A 17,223-nucleotide genomic window follows, 5' to 3' on the forward strand; every position below is an offset into this window, starting at 1 on the left:
TATCACGAGGCAGGACACGCGCTGGTCGCGATGAACGTGCCGAAGTCCGATCCGGATCGGACTTCGGCACGTTCATCGCGACCAGCGCGTGTCCTGCCTCGTGATAGGCGGTCAACCGCTTCTCGTCCTCGGACATGGCCATGGAGCGGCGCTCCGCACCCATCATCACCTTGTCCTTGGCCTCTTCGAATTCCGACTGCGTGACGATGCGCTTGTTGCGGCGCGCCGCAAGCAGGGCTGCTTCGTTGACGAGGTTCGAGAGATCGGCGCCAGAGAAACCCGGCGTGCCGCGCGCGATGGTCTTGGCGTCGACGTCAGGTGCCAGCGGCACATTGCGCATGTGCACCTTGAGGATCTTCTCGCGGCCCTGCACGTCCGGGTTCGGCACCACGATCTGGCGGTCGAAGCGGCCGGGGCGCAGCAGCGCGGGGTCGAGAACGTCGGGGCGGTTGGTGGCGGCGATGAGGATCACGCCTTCGTTTGCCTCGAAGCCGTCCATCTCGACGAGCAGCTGGTTCAACGTCTGTTCGCGCTCGTCATTGCCACCGCCGAGGCCTGCGCCGCGATGGCGGCCGACGGCGTCGATTTCGTCGATGAAGATGATGCAGGGCGCGTTCTTCTTCGCCTGCTCGAACATGTCACGTACGCGGGACGCGCCGACGCCGACGAACATTTCGACGAAGTCAGAACCCGAGATGGTGAAGAAGGGCACGTTGGCCTCGCCCGCGATGGCGCGTGCCAGCAGCGTCTTGCCGGTGCCCGGAGGGCCGACGAGCAGCGCACCCTTCGGAATCTTGCCGCCAAGACGCTGGAACTTGTGCGGGTCCTTCAGGAAGTCGACGATCTCAACGAGGTCGTCCTTGGCTTCCTCGACGCCGGCCACATCCTCGAAGGTCACGCGGCCATGGCGTTCGGTGAGGAGCTTTGCCTTGGACTTGCCGAAGCCCATGGCCTTGCCGGAGCCCGACTGCATCTGGCGGATGAAGAACACCCACACGCCGATCAGCAGCAGCATGGGCAGCCAGTAGACGAGAGCGTTGGTCAGCACAGAGTCGTTCTGCGCCGTGCGGAAACTGATGGAGACGTTCTTGCCGCGCAGTTCCTTCAACTGGTCCTCGAAATACATCAGGGGACCGGTGGTTTGCACGCTGTTGCCGTCGGAGAGCTTGCCGGTGATGCTGTCGCCGGTGATCACGATCGACTGGATGGCACCCGAATTCGCCTTGTCGAGGAATTCGGAATAGCTGAGCTCGGAACTCGAGGGGCTGCGGACCTGACCCTGGAACACGCTGAACAGCGCGAAGAGCAGCAGCGCGATGACGATCCAGACGGCGAAATTGCGGAATTGGTTCACGTGATCCTCACAAATGGCCGTCCAGCCAGACCGGCGGACGGCAACTCAGTCCCTAGATTGCCCAATAACATAGGTTGGGTACGAAGTATTTCCAAGAATGGCCTTAGCGTAAATTGCTCAGCCAGCCGAATTGAGGCGAAAGAAGCGGACGCGCGGCGCCGGAGCCCCCGGCGGCTGCTCGACCCATGGGCAGGCACGCTGGGCATAGACCGGTACGCCCGGGATCGCCGGAAGCTTCCGGGAGGCACTGGCCGTCACCCTGCTACCCGGCACGGCTTCGACAGAAAAACGATTGTCCCACAATAACTTACCTGTTTCAGGGACAATTTCGGGGTCAGCCGGGATGCGCGCAAATTCGCGCGTTACCCAGAACCCGGTCTTCCGGCGGCCCAACAGGGCGCCCCCCAGCGTGCAACGCACAGGTCCCTCCGCACTGCAAGCCCAACGCGCGATGCGGCGCAATTCCTCAGCCTCAGGAACCGAATGCCCGCCGCCATAGCGTTCGATGACGATGGCGAGGATATGCTCCTGCAAGGCAGCGGGACAGCCGCGGAACTCGTCCACCGCAACATGGCAGATGCCGGTCTCATGTTCCCGAAGCGACAGTGAAATCCAGCGCCGCGCCAGGCGTTCCAGAAGCGCGGTTGCATGGGCACACCGGTCGGCCAGTGTCGCCAGCCGTTCGCTGCTCTGCGGGCCCATCGTGGCAAGCGAGCGACGCACCCGCACCCGTTCGAAACGGGCATCTTCGTTCGACGGGTCTTCGATCCACGCCTGATCAATAATGGTGAGCCAATCGCGCAAAGATTGCCGTTTGACGCGAAGCAATGGCCGGAGCAGCCGTAAGCCCTCCCAGTCGCCAACCGGGCGAATGCCCGCAAGACTGTCGGGGCTGGTTGTGCGGGCAAGGCGCATCAGCACGGTTTCGGCCTGGTCGTCGAGGGTATGGGCGGTGAGCAGCGCCGTGGCGCCGTGAGCCCGGCACCACTGCGCCATCAAACCATACCGGGCAGCGCGCGCCAGGGCCTGGATGCCGGTAACGGGCTTCGGTTCCTCCACCCAGCGCAAAACATGATGGGCAAGCCCAAGACCGGCGGCCCACTGGCCAACGCGCGCGGCTTCCGCTGTCGCCCCGGCGCGGAGGCCGTGGTCAACGGTGAGCACGGTCAGTTCAAGTCCCGGATGGTTGGTTCGGGCCCAGTCCGCCGCCAGGCGCATCAGTGCTGTTGAATCGGATCCGCCTGAAACGGCCAGCGCCACGTGGCGCTCGGGCACCAGCGGCGCAAAGTCAGCCGCGATGTCAGGAGGCGCAGCCGGCACGCTTGGCTTCCGCCTGGGCGCGCTTTCGGGCATCCACTGCCTTCGGATACTCGGTGCTTACGGCGGCGAAGGCCGCGCAGGCCTGCTCTTCCTGGCCGAGGCGGTTCAGCGAGACGCCGAGCTTCAGCAGGCTGTCAGGCGCGCGGCGGCTGGTCGGGTATTTCTTGTAGCCCTGCAGGAAATTAGCGGCGGCGCGCTTGTAGTCGTTCTGCGCGTAATAGGTCTCACCCAGCCAGTATTGGGCACTGCCTGCGAGGCTGTGGTCCGGATATTTCTGCAGGAAATTTGAAAATCCCGTCTCCGCCTCGCCGAACTGGCGGCGTAGCAGGCTCTCGTTGGAGCGTTCGTAGAGCGATTCTGGTGTTTCGGTCTGCGTGGCGGCGTCGGGCTGCAAAGACACGGTCTCAATCGCGTTATCGCCTGCCGGGGGCTGCGGTGCGGCGCTGCCCTGCTGAACATAGTCTTCGCCCGGCTCCTGCTGTGAGGGCGGTACCAGAACCTGGCCCTGGAAGCCGCCATCATTCGGTTGGGCTGCCGCATTGTCGAGTGCACCGAAAACCTTCGCCGTGGGTACGCTGCCCGGAACGTCCTGCTGCACGGCCTCTCCAGAAGGAGCGGGGGCGGGCACGGGAGCCATGGTGGTGGCGGGCGGCTCGAGAGGTGCCTGCTCGATGGTCTCGACATCGTTGCTGTCGGGAATCGGCGCACCAGCCGAGGCTGCGGCGAGGCGCTTCTGTTGCGTTGGCTGGGGCTGGGAGGCAACCGGCGCGGCGGCAACGGCCACGGAGGCTGCAGGCTTCAGCGGCTGGGCCTCACCGCTCTGTTGCGGAACGGCGGCGCCCTGTGCACGCATTTGCTTCACCTGAAATGAAAGCTCCTGCACCTGGCCGGTGAGCTGGCGAACCTGCTCTTCGAGCTGCTGCATGCGGACGGCCATTTCGGACGCGCTCTGCGCCAAGGCCGGCGACATGAGGCAGATGCCCAGAAGGGCGGCGGCGGCGGCGGATTTCACGAACTTCAGCATGCTCTGCACCCAGCGGCCCTCTTCGGGGGCGGATTGTTCTCGTCAGCCCCGCAACTGAACCGGAATCACGGTGAAATTGAGGCTCCGGGAGGCATGATCCGCAGTGCGTTCACCACCGGCTACTGGTTTGCGCCACCGGTGATGACGGTTACAGCACGGCGGTTCTGCGACCAGCACTGTTCAGCGTCGCACAATGCCGCCGGGCGCTCCTTGCCATAGGCGATGGACGAGATTCGCGAACCCTTCACCCCTTGGGCGATCAGGAACTCGCGCGCGGCCGTGGCGCGGCGGGCGGAGAGCGCAATGTTGTATTCACGCGTACCGCGTTCGTCGGCGTGGCCTTCGACCTGCACCGTGACGCGGGGGTACTTCTGCAACCAGGCACCCTGGCGGCGCAGCGTTTCCTGGGCCTCAGGAGTGAGCGACGACTGGTCTTCCATGAAGAAGACGCGGTCGCCGACATTTGTGGTGAAGTCCTGCTCGGAACCGGGAACCGCCACGGCACCGGGACCGGTGTTGGCATTGAGGTCGGGCGTATTCTTCTTCGAACAGGCGGCCAGCGCCAGGAAGCAGCCGAGAACGGCAACGAACTTGAGGCTCGCCAATCGAGAAATCATCTACCCACTCCTTGTACCGGGGCCGCTCCACCGGCCAACGTAAACCTTGAAAGTCCCGTCGCCGGGACTTGCACAACTGCCACTCTGACGCAACAGGGTTAACATTCCCTCACCGCAAGATTCAGCCCCCTTCCCCGGTACACATCCGGGACGGGGCGAAGCGCGATGCGCCAGTTACGACGTCTTTGCACCGCCAGTGATGACGGTCACCGCGCGGCGGTTCTGTGACCAGCACTGCTCGGCATCACACAGCGCTGCGGGGCGCTCCTTGCCATATGCGATCGAGGAAATGCGCGAGCCCTTGACGCCCTGTGCAATCAGGAATTCGCGTGTCGCCGTGGCGCGGCGGGCGGAAAGCGCGATGTTGTATTCACGCGTGCCGCGCTCGTCGGCGTGGCCTTCCACCTGCACGGTCACGGCCGGCCACTTCTGCAGCCATGCCGCCTGGCGGCGCAGCGTTTCCTGCGCTTCAGGCGTCAGCGTCGACTGATCTTCGAGGAAGAAAACGCGGTCGCCAACATTGGTGGCGAAATCCTGTTCGGAACCCGGAACGGCCGCTGCACCCGGGCCGGAATTGGCGTCGAGGTCGGTCTTCTTCTTCGAGCAGGCGGCGAGCGCCAGCAGCGAGGCGAGGCCAGCGGCCATCTTGAAACTGTCACGTCTGTTCATTTGTCTTCACTTCCCGTTTTATCGTGGTCATCAGGCCACCGTTTGCATCCCCTGCAGCCGGCCGCCGCTGTCTTAGGGCCCCCGAGCCCCGAATTCAGATGTCAGTCACATCGGCTCAGTTGAGCTTCGGCGACCATGCGGGATCGGAGCCGAAGCCCTCGACCGGCACGCGCTGCTCGTTGTAGCCGGTGATGTCCACCGACCAGAGCTGCGGTCCGCCGCTCTCGCCCTGGGTGTCGCGGAAGAACATCAGCACACGGCTGTTCGGCGCCCAGGTCGGACCCTCGTTGTGATAGCCCTCGGTGAGGATGCGCTCGCCCGAGCCATCGGGCTTCATCACGCCGATGGCGAACTTGCCGCTCGACTGCTTGGTGAAAGCGATCCACTGGCCATCGGGCGACCACACCGGCGTCGAATAGCGGCCGTTGCCGAAGCTGATGCGGTTCTGGTTGGAGCCGTCAGCGCTCATCACATAAACCTGCTGGGTGCCGCCGCGGTCAGACTCGAAGGTGATCTGGCTGCCATCCGGCGAGTAGCTGGGCGCGGTGTTGATCGACGGCTCGTTGGTGAGCTGGCGGAGGTTGCGCGAGCGCAGGTCGAGCTCGAAGATATTGGCGTTGGCGCCGTCCTGCAGGCTCATGATCACCCGCTGGCCATCGGGTGAGAAGCGCGGCGCAAAGCTCATGTTGGGGAACTGGCCCACGATCTCGCGCTGCTTGGTATCGATGTTCATCAGGTAGACGCGCGGCTCTGCATTGCCGAAGGACATGTAGGTGATCTCGTTCGTCGACGGCGAGAAGCGCGGCGTCAGCACCAGGTCCTTGCCGTCGGTGAGCGCGCGGATGTTGAAACCGTCCTGATCCATGATGGCGAGCTTCTTGATGCGCTTGTCCTTCGGCCCCTCTTCGGTCACGAAGACGATGCGCGTGTCAAAATAGCCATCGATGCCGGTGAGCTGCTTGTAGATGATGTCGGCGATCATGTGGCCGATGCGGCGGTCGTTCTTGGGGCTCGTGGTGAATTGCTGGGCCGCAAGCTGCTGGCCGGTGTTGACGTCCCAAAGCCGGAACTCGACGCGCATCTTGCCGCCGTCATCGAAAGCCTGGCCAGTGACCAGCGCCTTGGACTGGATCTGCTTCCAGCTGGCGAAATCCGGCGTCTGGTCGAAACTCGCGATCTTTTCGATGAAGGTGGCCGGGTCGAGCGGTGCGAAATAACCCGAACGACCGAGGTCATTGGTGATCACCGCCGAGATCGTGGCCGCCGATTCCTCCGCACCACCCCCCGCCAGGAATGGCGAAATGGCGATCGGCAACGGATCGACACGTCCACCGGTGATGTCGATTTCGGTTTGCGCCACGGCCGCGTTCGTCAGTCCGAACATGGCGAGCATCACGAACACCGCGGCAAAGGAGCGGCGCATCTGGCTGAGATGGGAAGCGATCGAATTCATGCTGGTCGTGTTCCGTGTGCCCATCACTGCGTCGCAGTGTCAGGGAACATGTTGGGGTTGAAGTTGAGGACGAGATCCTTCCACACGTCGTATTGTTCCTTGGGAAGGAAGTCGTAGTTCTGGCAGCCGAGAATGGCGGTAACGGTCGATTGCGCGGTGGTGCTGAACAGATAGTCGCCAGGCCCGTTCATCACCTCGGGCTGGCCGTTCACCGATCCATCCTCGTTGAGGAGGATGTGCACCTTCACCGTGATGTTGCCCTCACGCGCGCCGGGCGGAATGATCCAGCATTCGCGGATCTTCTGCACGAAGGCGGCAATGGCGGTAGCCGACAGTGCCTGGTCCTTGCCCTGCAGCGTCTTCTCGCCCTTGGTGGGGTTGCCGTCGGTTGTGGCCTCGGAGGCATTGGTTGTCTTCTCGTCGTTCTCCTTGTTGAGGAGAGCCTCGAGTTTGTCGGTGTCGAGCTTGGCCACCTTCTTGGGCGGCGGCGGCTTCTTTGCAGGCTTGGGCGGTGCAGGCTTCGGCGGCTGCGGCTTGGGCGGCGCAGGCGTGTCCTCGACCTTCTTCAACAGGTCGGCCAGGCTGGCGTCATCCGGCGGAGGCGGCTCGGCCTTGGGCGTTTCCTTCGGCGGCTCTGGTGTTGCCTCAGGTGGCGGTGGCGGCGGCTCCACCACTTCCTTGGCGGCGGTCACTTCCTTTTCGGCAACCTTCAGCGTCTCGTCGGCCTTCTTGATGATCTCGGCCTTCTTGGGTGCCGGCTTCTCTACCTTGTCGGGTGCATCCGGCGCGGTGGCGGCCAGCTTGTTGGAGTCGGTGATGTTCGAGATGTCGACGTTGATCGATTCGACAGGTGCCGGGTCGTAGTGCGGCTTCGGCAGCACCACCAGCGCCGCGGCGAGGATCGCCGCGTGGAAGGTGATGGATGCTGCGAGCCCGCGCTTCATGGTCAGTTCTGACCCTCTGCCGGGTCATCAGCCTTGGTTGCGCCCGTGTCGTCGGCAGGCGCAGCAGGTGCACCACCGCCGGCACCCGGCAGTGTCTCGAGGCCGATCTTCTTGAAGCCCGCGGCATTGATGGCGCCAAGCACCTGCGCGATGGGGCCGTAGCTGGCAGCCAGATCACCACGCACGCGGATCTCCTTCTCGGGGTCAATGCCATAGAGCGCCTGGAGCTTGGTGGTAAGCTCCTCGATCGTCATCGCCTGCTCCATGAGATAGATCGAGCCATCAGGCTTGATCGACACGGACAGCGGTTCAACCTGGCTGTTGAGCGGCTTGGCATCAGTCTTGGGGAGGTCGATGGGAACACCCACCGTCATCAGCGGGGCCGCAACCATGAACACGATCAGCAGCACCAGCATGACATCGACGAGCGGCGTCACGTTGATCTCGCTGATCACGCCGGCGGACGAGCGCCGCCTTGCGTTGCGCCGCTGGTAACCGCCTCTTGCGCCCCCTGTTGAAGCACCCATCCGCTACACCCGTTCATCCAGCTGGCGGGAGATGATCGCGGAGAATTCATCCGCGAAATTCTCGAGCCTGGCGCCGATCTTGCCCGCATCGGCCGAGTACATATTGTAGAAGATTGTCGCCGGTATGGCCGCAACGAGGCCGATGGCCGTGGCAAACAGCGCTTCCGCGATGCCCGGCGCCACGACGTTGAGCGAGGTGTTCTGCGAATTCGCAATGGCCTGGAACGACACCATGATGCCCCATACCGTTCCGAACAGCCCGACGAAGGGCGCTGCAGAACCAGTCGTGGCGAGGAACAGCAGGCGTGATTCAAGATCGTGCATTTCCTTCTGGATCTGCACATCCATCACCTTCTCGATGCGGCGCTGGACGCCCTGAAAGCCGGCGCGCAGTGCTGCGTCCTGGCTGCGCTTCCACTCGCGCATCGCCGCCATGAAGATTGCGGCCAGACCGATATTGTTGCGGTTGCCCATGGAGGCGAACAGGTCCTCCAGTGACTGGCCGGACCAGAAATACTGTTCGAAACGGTCGTTGGCGGCGTTCATTTTGCGGACCGCGAAGAACTTTTCGATGATGATCGCCCAGCACCATACGGATGCGGCCGCCAGGCCGAACATCACGAGCTTCACCACCCAGCTGGCCTGAATGACCAGATGCCAGAGTGAGAGTTCGCCTGCCGGTGCCGCCGTCACTGCAAAAGCTATCATCCTGTCCTTCCAATTGCGCCGGAGGCCCCTGCCTGAGCCGGCCCGGCGTCCCTGCACTGCCCTCATTTGAGAAGAGCCCGTGCAAACATGCCAAATCTGTCGAAACTGCGGCGATTCGGGGCCGTTTCCCCGAGCCCACGCAGCGGCTCACCCCACCGGGTGGAGCCTGACCCCACATGAATCAATTATGGTTAAGGGATTGTTACGATTCAGCTTTCGGGCATATGCCGGAAGCGGTCTGCCATGCTTTCAGGCAGCCTTTTTGGCCGTCCACGACCGTCGACCAGCGCCACGGTCACGTCAGCCTTGAACACGGTGTTGCCATTGAGCATCACCTCCTGCCCGATCTCGATGCGCGCCCCGGCCATGTCCACGAAGCGGGTATGGACTTCCAGCAGGTCGTCCAAACGGGCAGGCTTGAGGAAGTCGCAGGTCATGCGGCGGACGACGAAGTTGATGTCCTGGAAGGTGGATTGATGGATGCCGAGAAGCCTGAGGCAGTCCGAACGGGCGCGTTCGCAGAAGGCCACGTAGCGCGCGTGGTAGACCACGCCGCCGGCGTCCGTGTCCTCATAGTAGATGCGAATTGGCATGATGTGGATGCCGTTCTGGATGCGGCCCGAGATGCCCGGCCATGCCGTTTCAGGCATCGGATTCGTCCAGCGGAAGGATGCCTTGGGTGATCTCCGGCCGTTGCGGCACGGCGAAGCCCATGTGGCGGAAAGCATGCGCCGTGAGCAAACGCCCACGCGGCGTGCGGTTGAGGAATCCCATCTGCAGCAGATAAGGCTCGACGATCTCTTCCAGCGCGTCGCGCGATTCCGACAATGAGGCAGCAATGGTATCGATACCGACGGGGCCGCCGCCAAAATTGAGCGCAATGCATTTCAGGTAGCGATGGTCGAGCGAATCGAGGCCCTTCGAGTCGACGTCGAGGGCAGAGAGCGCCCGATCGGCGAGCTTCACGTCGATGACCGCCACCCGCTCCACCGCCGCGAAGTCGCGCACCCGGCGCAACAGCCTTCCGGCAATGCGCGGTGTGCCGCGGGCACGCCTAGCGATTTCAACCGCGCCATCTTCCGAAATACCGATCTGCATGACGCGGGCGCCGCGCTTGACGATCTCGAGAAGCTCCACCTCATTGTAGAAATCGAGGCGGACGGGAATGCCGAAACGGTCACGCAACGGCGTGGTGAGGAGCCCGGTGCGCGTGGTGGCGCCAACGAGCGTGAACTTGGCGAGGTCGATCTTCACCGAGCGTGCGGCAGGGCCTTCGCCGATGATGAGGTCGAGCTGGAAATCCTCCATCGCGGGATAGAGCACTTCCTCCACCGCCGGGTTGAGGCGGTGGATTTCGTCGATGAACAGCACGTCGCGCTCTTCGAGGTTGGTCAGCAGCGCCGCAAGATCGCCCGCCTTGGCGATGATCGGGCCCGAGGTCGCCTTGAAGTTGACGCCCAGCTCGCGCGACATGATCTGCGCCAGCGTGGTCTTGCCAAGGCCGGGGGGGCCCGCAAACAGCACATGGTCCAGCGCTTCGCCGCGCGCCTTGGCAGCCTCGATGAAGATGCGCAGGTTCTGCTTGGCCTTGGACTGGCCGATGAATTCCTCCAGCCGCTGCGGGCGGAGATGCGTGTCGATCGCGTCTTCCGGCGTTTTCTCGGGTTCGCGGATCGGCGTGCTCATGCCAGCGCCAGCTCCTTGAGCGCCAGGCGGATCAGTTTCTCCGTAGGCTGATCATCGCCCGCCTTGCGCATGGCGGCGGACACGGCAGCACCGGCCTGCGCCTGCCCGTAGCCAAGATTGACGAGAGCGGAGACGGCATCGGCCGCAGCGGTAGGCCGCGGTGCGTCGAGTTCGGCGGCAAGCTTCGCCACATCCTGCGAAAGCGGTGCGAAGGCAGGCGTCTTGTCCTTGAGCTCGAGCACGATGCGTTCGGCCAGCTTCTTGCCCACGCCATTGGCCCGACCGATCATCGCCTTGTCCTGCAGGGCAATGGCGTTGCCGATCTCAGGCGTCGACAGCGTGGAGAGAATGGCCAGCGCCACCTTGGTGCCCACCCCCTGCACGGACTGCAGCAGCCGGAACCATTCGCGCTCGTTGACCGTGGCGAAGCCGACGAGGCGGATCATGTCCTGGCTCACCAGCATCTCGGTGTGGATTTCGGCGAATTCACCGGGGCCCGGCAGTGAGGCCAGCGTCCTGGACGAACAGGCGACGTGGTAGCCCACGCCGTTGACATCAATCACCAGCCAGTCCGCGCCCGCGGCATCGATCCGGCCCTTCAGCTTTGCAATCATCTGGTCGCCCTTCTCAAGGACTTGCTAAGGGCTGGAAGAGAACAAGTCAAGAACGCGCCAGAATGTCGGCCAGCCGCTGCGATCCGCGATAGTGCGCATGGCAGATGGCAACCGCCAGCGCGTCGGTCGAGTCCGCCGTGCGCATTGTGGCCTTGGGCAGCAGCAGTTTGACCATGTGCTTGACCTGCGCCTTCTCGGCATGGCCAGCGCCCACCACGGCCTTCTTGACGGTGTTCGGGGCATATTCCGAGACGGGCAGCTTCAGCATGGCAGGTGCCAGCATAAGAACACCCCTCGCCTGCCCCAGCTTCAGCGTGGCGCGGGCATCGGTGTTGACGAAGGTCTCTTCTACCGCCGCCTCGTCCGGGTCGAATTGCTTGAGAATGTCGATCAGCTGGGCGTGGAGTTGCAGCAGGCGCTCGGCCAGCGAGACGTCACCATCCGAATGGATGGCACCATCGGCGATATAGGTGAGCTTGGTGCCCTCCTGCGAGATGACCCCCCAGCCAGTGTTGCGCAGGCCGGGGTCGATGCCGATGATTCTGACCATGGCCAGAATCTAGCACATCACTCGCCGTTGAGCTTCGCCATCACGTCGTCGGGGATGTCGGCGTTGGAGAACACCACCTGCACGTCGTCATCCTCGTCCAGCGAGTCGACGAGCTTCATCAGGCTTTCGGCCTTCTCGAAATCGACGGGGGCCATGGTCTGGGGCTTCCACACGATCTTGACGGAGGTGGCATCGCCGAAGGCCTTGGCGAGCGCGGAGGACACCTCGCCGATGGATTCGAAAGCGCAGGTGACGGTGTGGCCGGCCTCGTCCGAGACGACGTCGTCGGCCCCCGCATCGATGCCGGCTTCCAGCATCGCGTCGCCGCTGGCCTTGGAGGCCGGATAGACGATCTCGCCGACGCGCGTGAACATGAAGGCCACCGAGCCCGATTCACCCAGGTTGCCGCCGTACTTGGCGAACAGCGAGCGAACGTTGGAGGCGGTGCGGTTGCGGTTGTCGGTGAGTGCCTCGACGATGACGGCAACGCCGCCCGGGCCATAGCCCTCGTAGCGGACGTTGTCATAGTTCTCGGCATCGCCGCCGATCGCCTTCTTGATGGCGCGTTCGATATTGTCCTTGGGCATGCTTTCGGCCCGGGCGTTCTGGATGGCCAAGCGCAGGCGGGCATTGGCATCAGGGTCCGGCAGGCCGGCCTTGGCGGCGACGGTGATTTCGCGCGACAGCTTGGAGAAGGCCTTGGCGCGCACCGCGTCCTGCTTGCCCTTGCGGTGCATGATGTTCTTGAATTGTGAATGGCCGGCCATGGAACCCTCGGGAACGAATGAAAAACATGTGTCGGGCCGCCTTATAGACAAGCCACCCCGGGGGAAACAAGCCGCTTAACCATCTCTTAAACCCGGCCCGGCCAAGCTCTGCCCGTGAGTTGTGTGGAGTTCTTGAGAATGAAGGCGGGACGCGGAATGCTCGGTGAACTGTGCTTTGCGGCGGAAGGGCTGTCCGGAACGGCCGCCTCCGCGTCGCTCCGGAAGCTCGGCTCGATCATGGAGAGCGCGCCCTCCGGCCGCCTTTTCGGGGCGATTTCCACCCTTTCCGACATGTCCGCCAAGGCCGCCCGGGCGCTGGAAGAAGGCGCCCAGGACATCGGCAAGAACGACGACAATGCCGCCAACCGCATCAGCGAGGCGCTGCTGCACATGGATGGCCTGGCCGAAATCTCCGAAGGCGAACACATTCCGGTGCCGAAGAAACGCCGCGCGGCGCGCTGAGACGCAAGCCCCACGTCCCAAACGAGCGTCTTCTCCCGCTCATTCAGCGGGACAGGATCACGGGTCTCACACCACCTCGTCGGGTGCAAAGGGACAGGCGTGCGTCGGGTCCGTCTCGATCTGGAAGGTCGGGTGGCCGATGCGGAAGTGCTCCTTCAACTCCACCCCGGCCGCGACGAGCCAGGCATCTCCCGGATGGCCCGTAGGCATCACGAGATGGCACGACAGTGCCGTCTCGGTTGTCGACAGGGGCCAGATGTGCAGGTCGTGCACGTCCGTGACGCCGGGCATTTCGGCCAGGTGCCGCTTTACCGCCGCAAGGTCAATCGAGTCCGGAACGCCCGCCACGGCCATCGTCACCGACTGGCGCAGGATGCCCCATGTGGCAAAGACGATCACCGCATTGACGACGAGGCTGACCACCGGGTCGACCCACAGCCAGCCGGTGAATGAGATGACGAGCCCCGCTAATACAACGCCCGCCGATACGCCGGCATCAGCCAGCATGTGCATAAAGGCAGCATGGACGTTGAGGTCGCCCTTGCGGCCAGAGGCGAATAGCATGGCCGTGGCGCCGTTGATGAGGATTCCCACCGCCGCCACCGCCATGACGATGCCCGCCACGACCGGTTCGGGATGGATCAGCCGCTGCACCGCCTCCCAGGCGATGGCGCCAACGGCGACCAGCAGCAGCAAGGCGTTGAACAGTGCAGCGAGGATGGAGCTCTTGCCCAGTCCGAATGTGTAAGCGGCGGTGGGCCGGCGCCGCGACAGCACATAGGCACCCCAGGCCATGACGAGGCCGAGTCCGTCACCCAGATTGTGTCCGGCATCCGCGAGCAGGGCCACCGAATTGCCTAGGAAGCCGAACACCGCCTCGACGACGACAAAGCCCAGGTTCAGGGCAGTGCCGATGGCGAAGGCCGTGCCGTAGGAGGCAGGCGCATGGGCGTGACCGCCATGGGCAGTGTGATCGTGGTCGTGGTGATCGTCGGTCAAGGGCGCGGTTCCTGCATGCCAATCCTCATCGGCTTGCCGGGCGGGAAAATCAACCGATCCGCTTCATGGCAGGGTTGCGATCATCCTTGCGTGTCATCCAGTTCCTGCCGTGCATCATGGCCGGCGCAAGGCCATCTTCGCGTAAGCCTCAGATCGGCGCCACGCCCCTCAGACGCTCGGACCTCCGGCGCAGCAGTTCCAGCGTGACCAGCATCGCCGTGGAGATCAGAACCAGCACGGTGGCTGCGGCGGTAATCGTCGGCGAGATCATCTCGCGGATACCTGAGAACATCTGCAAGGGAAGCGTGCGATCTTCGGGGCTGGCGAGGAAGAGCACCACCACGACTTCGTCGAAAGAGGTGACGAAGGCGAAGAGCGCACCCGAGATCATGCCCGGCAGGATGAGCGGCATCACCACCTTGAAGAACACGGTGTGGGGAGCAGCGCCACAGGACGCGCCGGCGCGCATCAGCGTCTTGTCGAAGCTCGACAGTGTTGCCGTCACCGTGATGACCACGAAGGGCGTGGCGAGGGCAGTGTGCGCGAGGATGATGCCGAGCCGGGTGCCCACAAGGTCCATCGAGGCATAGAACTTGAACATGCCGACGGCGGAGATGATGACCGGCACGATCATCGGCGAGATGAGGATTGCCATGATGGTGGCCTTGGCCGGGAAGTTGGTGCGGGCGAGGCCCAGTGCCGCGAGCGTGCCGAGGGCCGTCGCCAGGATGGTAGTGGCGATGGCGACGAGGAAGCTCATCTTCACTGCCCCCGACCAGCGCGGATTGAAGAAGAAGTCCTCATACCATTTGAGCGAGAAGCCCGGCATCGGATAGGTGAAGAAGCTCTCCGAGTTGAAGGACAGCGGCATCACCGCGAGGATGGGTGCTATCAGGAACAGCAGCACCAGCGCCACGAAGACGCGCACTGCGTAATACATGACGGTTTCGCCGCGGGTGTAATAGGCAGGAACGGCCATGGCGCTTAACCCAGCTTCATGCGGTCGATGCCGACCAGCTTGTTGTAGACATAATAGAGGATCAGCGTGGCGGTGAGCAGGATGACGCCTAGCGCCGAGGCCTTGCCCCAGTTGTTTTCGGAATTGATCGCGCGCTCGATGAAACCGGAGATCATCTGGTCGGTCGGGCCGCCGACGATGGCAGGCGTGATGTAGTAACCGAGACATAGGATGAAGGTGAGAAGGCAACCTGCTGCCACGCCGGGCAGTGTTTGCGGCACGTAGACACGCAGGAATGAATAGAACGGCGTGCCGCCCAGCGATTTCGCGGCGCGCATGTAGGTGGGCGAGATGGTCTTCATCACCGAATAGATCGGCAGCAGCGTGAAGGGCAGCTGGATGTGCGTCATCGCCACGATGGTGGCAAAGCGCGTCTTGAACAGCTCCGGCTCGCCGTTGAGCAGTCCCACGAGATTGAGGAACCAGGTGATGCCGGTGAAATGCATGAGGCCGGCGAACACGCCGCCATCCGTCATCAGCACCATCCAGGCGGTGGTGCGCACGAGAAGCGAGGTCCAGAATGGCAGCAGCACGAAGATCATCAGGATCGATGCCGTCTTCTGCGGCGAGGTGGCGAGCAGATAGGCCACCGGATAGCCCAGCACCAGGGTGAGCACGGTGACGAACAGCGAGATGCCAAGCGTGCGCACCAGGATGCTCTTGTAGATGGCGCGGTCGGCCGGCACGTTTTCGATCGAGCCGTCGGGGCTCTGGCGCAGGTCCAGCATGGAGAGGATGTAGAAAGGCGTATAGTCCGAGGACGAGCGCTTGATGGTGGCCCAGGTTTCGGGGTCGCCCCACACCTTGTCGATGCCGATCACCGCATCGCGATAGGGCGGCTGATCAACCGCGGCCACCTTGCGGCCGGTGGCAACCACCTTTGAACGGATGCCTGACATCTCATAGTTCAGGCGCTTGCCGATCAGCGCCGTCTGCTTGTTCTTCTGGGCCTCCTTCATGTCGGCGACGAAGGCGGCGAACACCTCCTCGGAGGGCACATCCTTGCCGTCCCAGGTTTTCAGGGCAACGACCGTCTGCGGCATGTTCTCGGCCACGTCCGGATCATAGACGGCGTTGTAGAGCATGAGGATGATCGGAACGACGAAGGAGAAGATGATGAAGGCGAAGAGCGGTAGCACGAGGGCCATTGCCTTGAGCTTCTCGCGGCGCTCGGCGCGGGCCAGCGCCACCTTCAGCGGCGTGCCGTCCGCAGCGCGCATCACGCCATCATTTGGGAGTGCCTGGGCCATGGCCATGTCGGAACGCCTTCGATCACGAAATCACGAATACCGGGGAGGGAGATCTCCCTCCCCGGCCTTGGTTCTGATGCTTACTGGGCGAGCCAGGCGTTGAAGCGCTCACGCAGCTCGTCGCCCTTGTCACCCCAGAACTGCGGGTCCGGATAGAACACGGTCTTGAGGTTGTCGGGAGCCGACGGCAGGTCCGGCAGGATGGCCGGGTCGATCAGCGGAGCAGAGTCCTTGTTGGCCGGGCCATAGGAGATCCACTTGGTCTGGTCAGCCATGCGCTGCGGGTCCGACGCGAAGGTGATGAAGCGGTAAGCGCCATCGAGCTTCGGCGTGCCCTTCGGGATCGCCCACCAGTCCCAATCCGGAGCCTGGCGGTCCCAGATGATCTTGAAGGGCTTCTTGTCGGTCTTGATGGCATTATAGAAGCGGCCGTTCCACGAGGTGGCGAACACCACCTGGCCGTCAGCCAAGAGCTGCGGGCCCTGGGCGCCCGATTCCCACCAGACGACGTCCTTCTTGATGGTGTCGAGCTTCTTGAAGGCGCGGGCAACGCCCTCATCGGTGCCGAGCACCTTGTAGACGTCTTCCGGAGCAACGCCGTCAGCCATCAGCGCCCATTCGAGGTTCACGAAGGGGCTCTTCTGCAGGGCGCGCTTGCCGGGGAACTTGGCGGTGTCGAACAGCGCCTCGAAGAGGTTGGCCGGGTCCTTGGTCTTGGTCGTGTCATAGGCAGCGACCGTCGAGTAAAGGATGTTCGGCACGGCGCATTCGGTCACGTCGCCGCCAATGAACTTGGTCTTGTCGAGGCCGAGCTTGGCCCAGTCGATGGTCTCGAAGGTGCCTTCGGCGCAACCAGCGAGAGCCGTCTGCGTGTCGACGTCGACGACGTCCCAGGTCACGGCCTTGGCTTCGACCATGGCGCGGATCTTGGCGATTTCACCGTTGTATTCGGCTTCCGTCACCTTGTTGCCGGCAGCGACAAAGGGGGTGAAGAAGGCATTGCGCTGGCTTTCCTGATAGGCACCGCCCCAGGAGGTGATGGTCAGTTCGTCAGCCGCATAGGCCTGCGAGGCGCAAAGCGCCGAACCGGCCATCAGGGCCGCGCCGAACAAAGTAGCAAATTTCTTCATACGAGAGCTTCCTCCAGTGTGCCGGTCAGCCCGGCTTGTTGACATCGGGGGAGGATAAGCGCTCGTTGGCGCGCAAACGCATGGCGCGTGTCAAAGCTTCAAATTCCTCCCCATTTATACGCTTGTTATCG

The 17,223-nt window shown here is 63.4% G+C and carries 19 protein-coding genes; 1 reads left to right on the plus strand and 18 read right to left on the minus strand.

What is annotated here, in order from left to right; genetic code table 11:
- The 14 genes from ftsH to WCJ41_RS09530 form a co-directional block, all read right to left on the minus strand.
- Positions 1-1,354: ATP-dependent zinc metalloprotease FtsH (gene ftsH, locus WCJ41_RS09465; protein WP_336905608.1), on the minus strand; the 1,354-nt coding region annotated here is incomplete at its 3' end.
- A 117-nt stretch (positions 1,355-1,471) separates the two neighbouring features.
- Positions 1,472-2,674 (minus strand): tRNA lysidine(34) synthetase TilS, encoded by a 1,203-nt coding sequence (gene tilS / locus WCJ41_RS09470; protein ID WP_336905609.1) that lies wholly within the window; start codon positions 2,672-2,674, stop codon positions 1,472-1,474.
- Positions 2,655-3,698, minus strand: a complete 1,044-nt coding sequence (gene ybgF / locus WCJ41_RS09475) for a tol-pal system protein YbgF (RefSeq protein WP_336905610.1) — start codon at positions 3,696-3,698, stop codon at positions 2,655-2,657. Before ybgF ends, tilS begins: the two co-directional genes overlap by 20 nt.
- Positions 3,699-3,817: 119 nt before the next feature.
- Positions 3,818-4,315, minus strand: a complete 498-nt coding sequence (gene pal / locus WCJ41_RS09480) for a peptidoglycan-associated lipoprotein Pal (protein ID WP_336905611.1) — start codon at positions 4,313-4,315, stop codon at positions 3,818-3,820.
- Between the two features lie 174 nt (positions 4,316-4,489).
- Complete coding sequence (pal, locus tag WCJ41_RS09485) at positions 4,490-4,984, minus strand: peptidoglycan-associated lipoprotein Pal (protein ID WP_336905612.1); 495 nt, start codon at positions 4,982-4,984, stop codon at positions 4,490-4,492.
- A 115-nt stretch (positions 4,985-5,099) separates the two neighbouring features.
- Positions 5,100-6,437, minus strand: a complete 1,338-nt coding sequence (gene tolB / locus WCJ41_RS09490) for a Tol-Pal system beta propeller repeat protein TolB (RefSeq protein WP_336905613.1) — start codon at positions 6,435-6,437, stop codon at positions 5,100-5,102.
- A 23-nt stretch (positions 6,438-6,460) separates the two neighbouring features.
- The gene (locus tag WCJ41_RS09495; RefSeq protein WP_336905614.1) at positions 6,461-7,381 is read right to left on the minus strand and encodes a hypothetical protein; all 921 of its coding nucleotides are present in this window, start codon (positions 7,379-7,381) and stop codon (positions 6,461-6,463) included.
- Between the two features lie 2 nt (positions 7,382-7,383).
- Positions 7,384-7,908 (minus strand): ExbD/TolR family protein, encoded by a 525-nt coding sequence (locus tag WCJ41_RS09500; RefSeq protein ID WP_336905615.1) that lies wholly within the window; start codon positions 7,906-7,908, stop codon positions 7,384-7,386.
- A gap of 3 nt (positions 7,909-7,911) precedes the next feature.
- A complete protein-coding gene (tolQ, locus tag WCJ41_RS09505) occupies positions 7,912-8,616 on the minus strand; it encodes a protein TolQ (RefSeq protein ID WP_336905616.1) in 705 nt (234 codons plus the stop codon).
- A 209-nt stretch (positions 8,617-8,825) separates the two neighbouring features.
- The gene (gene ybgC, locus WCJ41_RS09510; RefSeq protein WP_336905617.1) at positions 8,826-9,266 is read right to left on the minus strand and encodes a tol-pal system-associated acyl-CoA thioesterase; all 441 of its coding nucleotides are present in this window, start codon (positions 9,264-9,266) and stop codon (positions 8,826-8,828) included.
- A complete protein-coding gene (ruvB, locus tag WCJ41_RS09515; protein ID WP_336905618.1) occupies positions 9,259-10,302 on the minus strand; it encodes a Holliday junction branch migration DNA helicase RuvB in 1,044 nt (347 codons plus the stop codon). Before ruvB ends, ybgC begins: the two co-directional genes overlap by 8 nt.
- Positions 10,299-10,916 carry a Holliday junction branch migration protein RuvA gene (gene ruvA / locus WCJ41_RS09520; RefSeq protein ID WP_336905619.1) on the minus strand — a complete coding sequence of 206 codons (618 nt, stop codon included), beginning with the start codon at positions 10,914-10,916 and terminating at the stop codon, positions 10,299-10,301. Before ruvA ends, ruvB begins: the two co-directional genes overlap by 4 nt.
- Before the next feature lie 46 nt (positions 10,917-10,962).
- On the minus strand, positions 10,963-11,475 hold the full coding sequence (ruvC, locus tag WCJ41_RS09525) for a crossover junction endodeoxyribonuclease RuvC (protein WP_336905652.1): 513 nt from the start codon (positions 11,473-11,475) through the stop codon (positions 10,963-10,965).
- Between the two features lie 8 nt (positions 11,476-11,483).
- Positions 11,484-12,233 carry a YebC/PmpR family DNA-binding transcriptional regulator gene (locus WCJ41_RS09530; protein WP_336905620.1) on the minus strand — a complete coding sequence of 250 codons (750 nt, stop codon included), beginning with the start codon at positions 12,231-12,233 and terminating at the stop codon, positions 11,484-11,486.
- A 138-nt stretch (positions 12,234-12,371) separates the two neighbouring features.
- Here WCJ41_RS09530 and WCJ41_RS09535 point away from each other — a divergent pair, with 138 nt between their 5' ends.
- Positions 12,372-12,695, plus strand: coding sequence for a hypothetical protein (locus WCJ41_RS09535; RefSeq protein WP_336905621.1), 324 nt, complete (start codon positions 12,372-12,374; stop codon positions 12,693-12,695).
- A 66-nt stretch (positions 12,696-12,761) separates the two neighbouring features.
- Here the strand turns inward: WCJ41_RS09535 and WCJ41_RS09540 are convergent, their stop codons facing one another.
- The 4 genes from WCJ41_RS09540 to WCJ41_RS09555 all read right to left on the minus strand — a co-directional run bounded on the left by WCJ41_RS09540 (position 12,762) and on the right by WCJ41_RS09555 (position 17,092).
- Entirely contained in the window at positions 12,762-13,694 is a 933-nt protein-coding gene (locus WCJ41_RS09540) for a cation diffusion facilitator family transporter (RefSeq protein WP_336905622.1), read from the minus strand.
- Between the two features lie 148 nt (positions 13,695-13,842).
- Positions 13,843-14,634, minus strand: a complete 792-nt coding sequence (locus WCJ41_RS09545) for an ABC transporter permease (RefSeq protein ID WP_336905653.1) — start codon at positions 14,632-14,634, stop codon at positions 13,843-13,845.
- Between the two features lie 44 nt (positions 14,635-14,678).
- Positions 14,679-15,968 (minus strand): ABC transporter permease, encoded by a 1,290-nt coding sequence (locus WCJ41_RS09550; protein ID WP_336905623.1) that lies wholly within the window; start codon positions 15,966-15,968, stop codon positions 14,679-14,681.
- 74 nt (positions 15,969-16,042) lie between these two features.
- On the minus strand, positions 16,043-17,092 hold the full coding sequence (locus WCJ41_RS09555) for an ABC transporter substrate-binding protein (RefSeq protein WP_336905624.1): 1,050 nt from the start codon (positions 17,090-17,092) through the stop codon (positions 16,043-16,045).
- Between the last annotated feature and the right edge of the window lie 131 nt (positions 17,093-17,223).

The organism is Aestuariivirga sp. (assembly GCF_037139295.1).
GTDB lineage: Bacteria > Pseudomonadota > Alphaproteobacteria > Rhizobiales > Aestuariivirgaceae > Aestuariivirga.

What these genes read in the sequence shown, in the direction of transcription:
- ybgF (WP_336905610.1), bottom strand. Translation starts at nt 3,698, where the DNA reads ATGCTGAAGTTCGTGAAATCCGCCGCCGCCGCCGCCCTTCTGGGCATC.
- pal (WP_336905611.1), bottom strand. Translation starts at nt 4,315, where the DNA reads ATGATTTCTCGATTGGCGAGCCTCAAGTTCGTTGCCGTTCTCGGCTGC.
- pal (WP_336905612.1), bottom strand. Translation starts at nt 4,984, where the DNA reads ATGAACAGACGTGACAGTTTCAAGATGGCCGCTGGCCTCGCCTCGCTG.
- tolB (WP_336905613.1), bottom strand. Translation starts at nt 6,437, where the DNA reads ATGAATTCGATCGCTTCCCATCTCAGCCAGATGCGCCGCTCCTTTGCC.
- WCJ41_RS09495 (WP_336905614.1), bottom strand. Translation starts at nt 7,381, where the DNA reads ATGAAGCGCGGGCTCGCAGCATCCATCACCTTCCACGCGGCGATCCTC.
- WCJ41_RS09500 (WP_336905615.1), bottom strand. Translation starts at nt 7,908, where the DNA reads ATGGGTGCTTCAACAGGGGGCGCAAGAGGCGGTTACCAGCGGCGCAAC.
- tolQ (WP_336905616.1), bottom strand. Translation starts at nt 8,616, where the DNA reads ATGATAGCTTTTGCAGTGACGGCGGCACCGGCAGGCGAACTCTCACTC.
- ybgC (WP_336905617.1), bottom strand. Translation starts at nt 9,266, where the DNA reads ATGCCTGAAACGGCATGGCCGGGCATCTCGGGCCGCATCCAGAACGGC.
- ruvB (WP_336905618.1), bottom strand. Translation starts at nt 10,302, where the DNA reads ATGAGCACGCCGATCCGCGAACCCGAGAAAACGCCGGAAGACGCGATC.
- ruvA (WP_336905619.1), bottom strand. Translation starts at nt 10,916, where the DNA reads ATGATTGCAAAGCTGAAGGGCCGGATCGATGCCGCGGGCGCGGACTGG.
- WCJ41_RS09530 (WP_336905620.1), bottom strand. Translation starts at nt 12,233, where the DNA reads ATGGCCGGCCATTCACAATTCAAGAACATCATGCACCGCAAGGGCAAG.
- WCJ41_RS09535 (WP_336905621.1), top strand. Translation starts at nt 12,372, where the DNA reads ATGAAGGCGGGACGCGGAATGCTCGGTGAACTGTGCTTTGCGGCGGAA.
- WCJ41_RS09545 (WP_336905653.1), bottom strand. Translation starts at nt 14,634, where the DNA reads ATGTATTACGCAGTGCGCGTCTTCGTGGCGCTGGTGCTGCTGTTCCTG.
- WCJ41_RS09550 (WP_336905623.1), bottom strand. Translation starts at nt 15,968, where the DNA reads ATGGCCATGGCCCAGGCACTCCCAAATGATGGCGTGATGCGCGCTGCG.
- WCJ41_RS09555 (WP_336905624.1), bottom strand. Translation starts at nt 17,092, where the DNA reads ATGAAGAAATTTGCTACTTTGTTCGGCGCGGCCCTGATGGCCGGTTCG.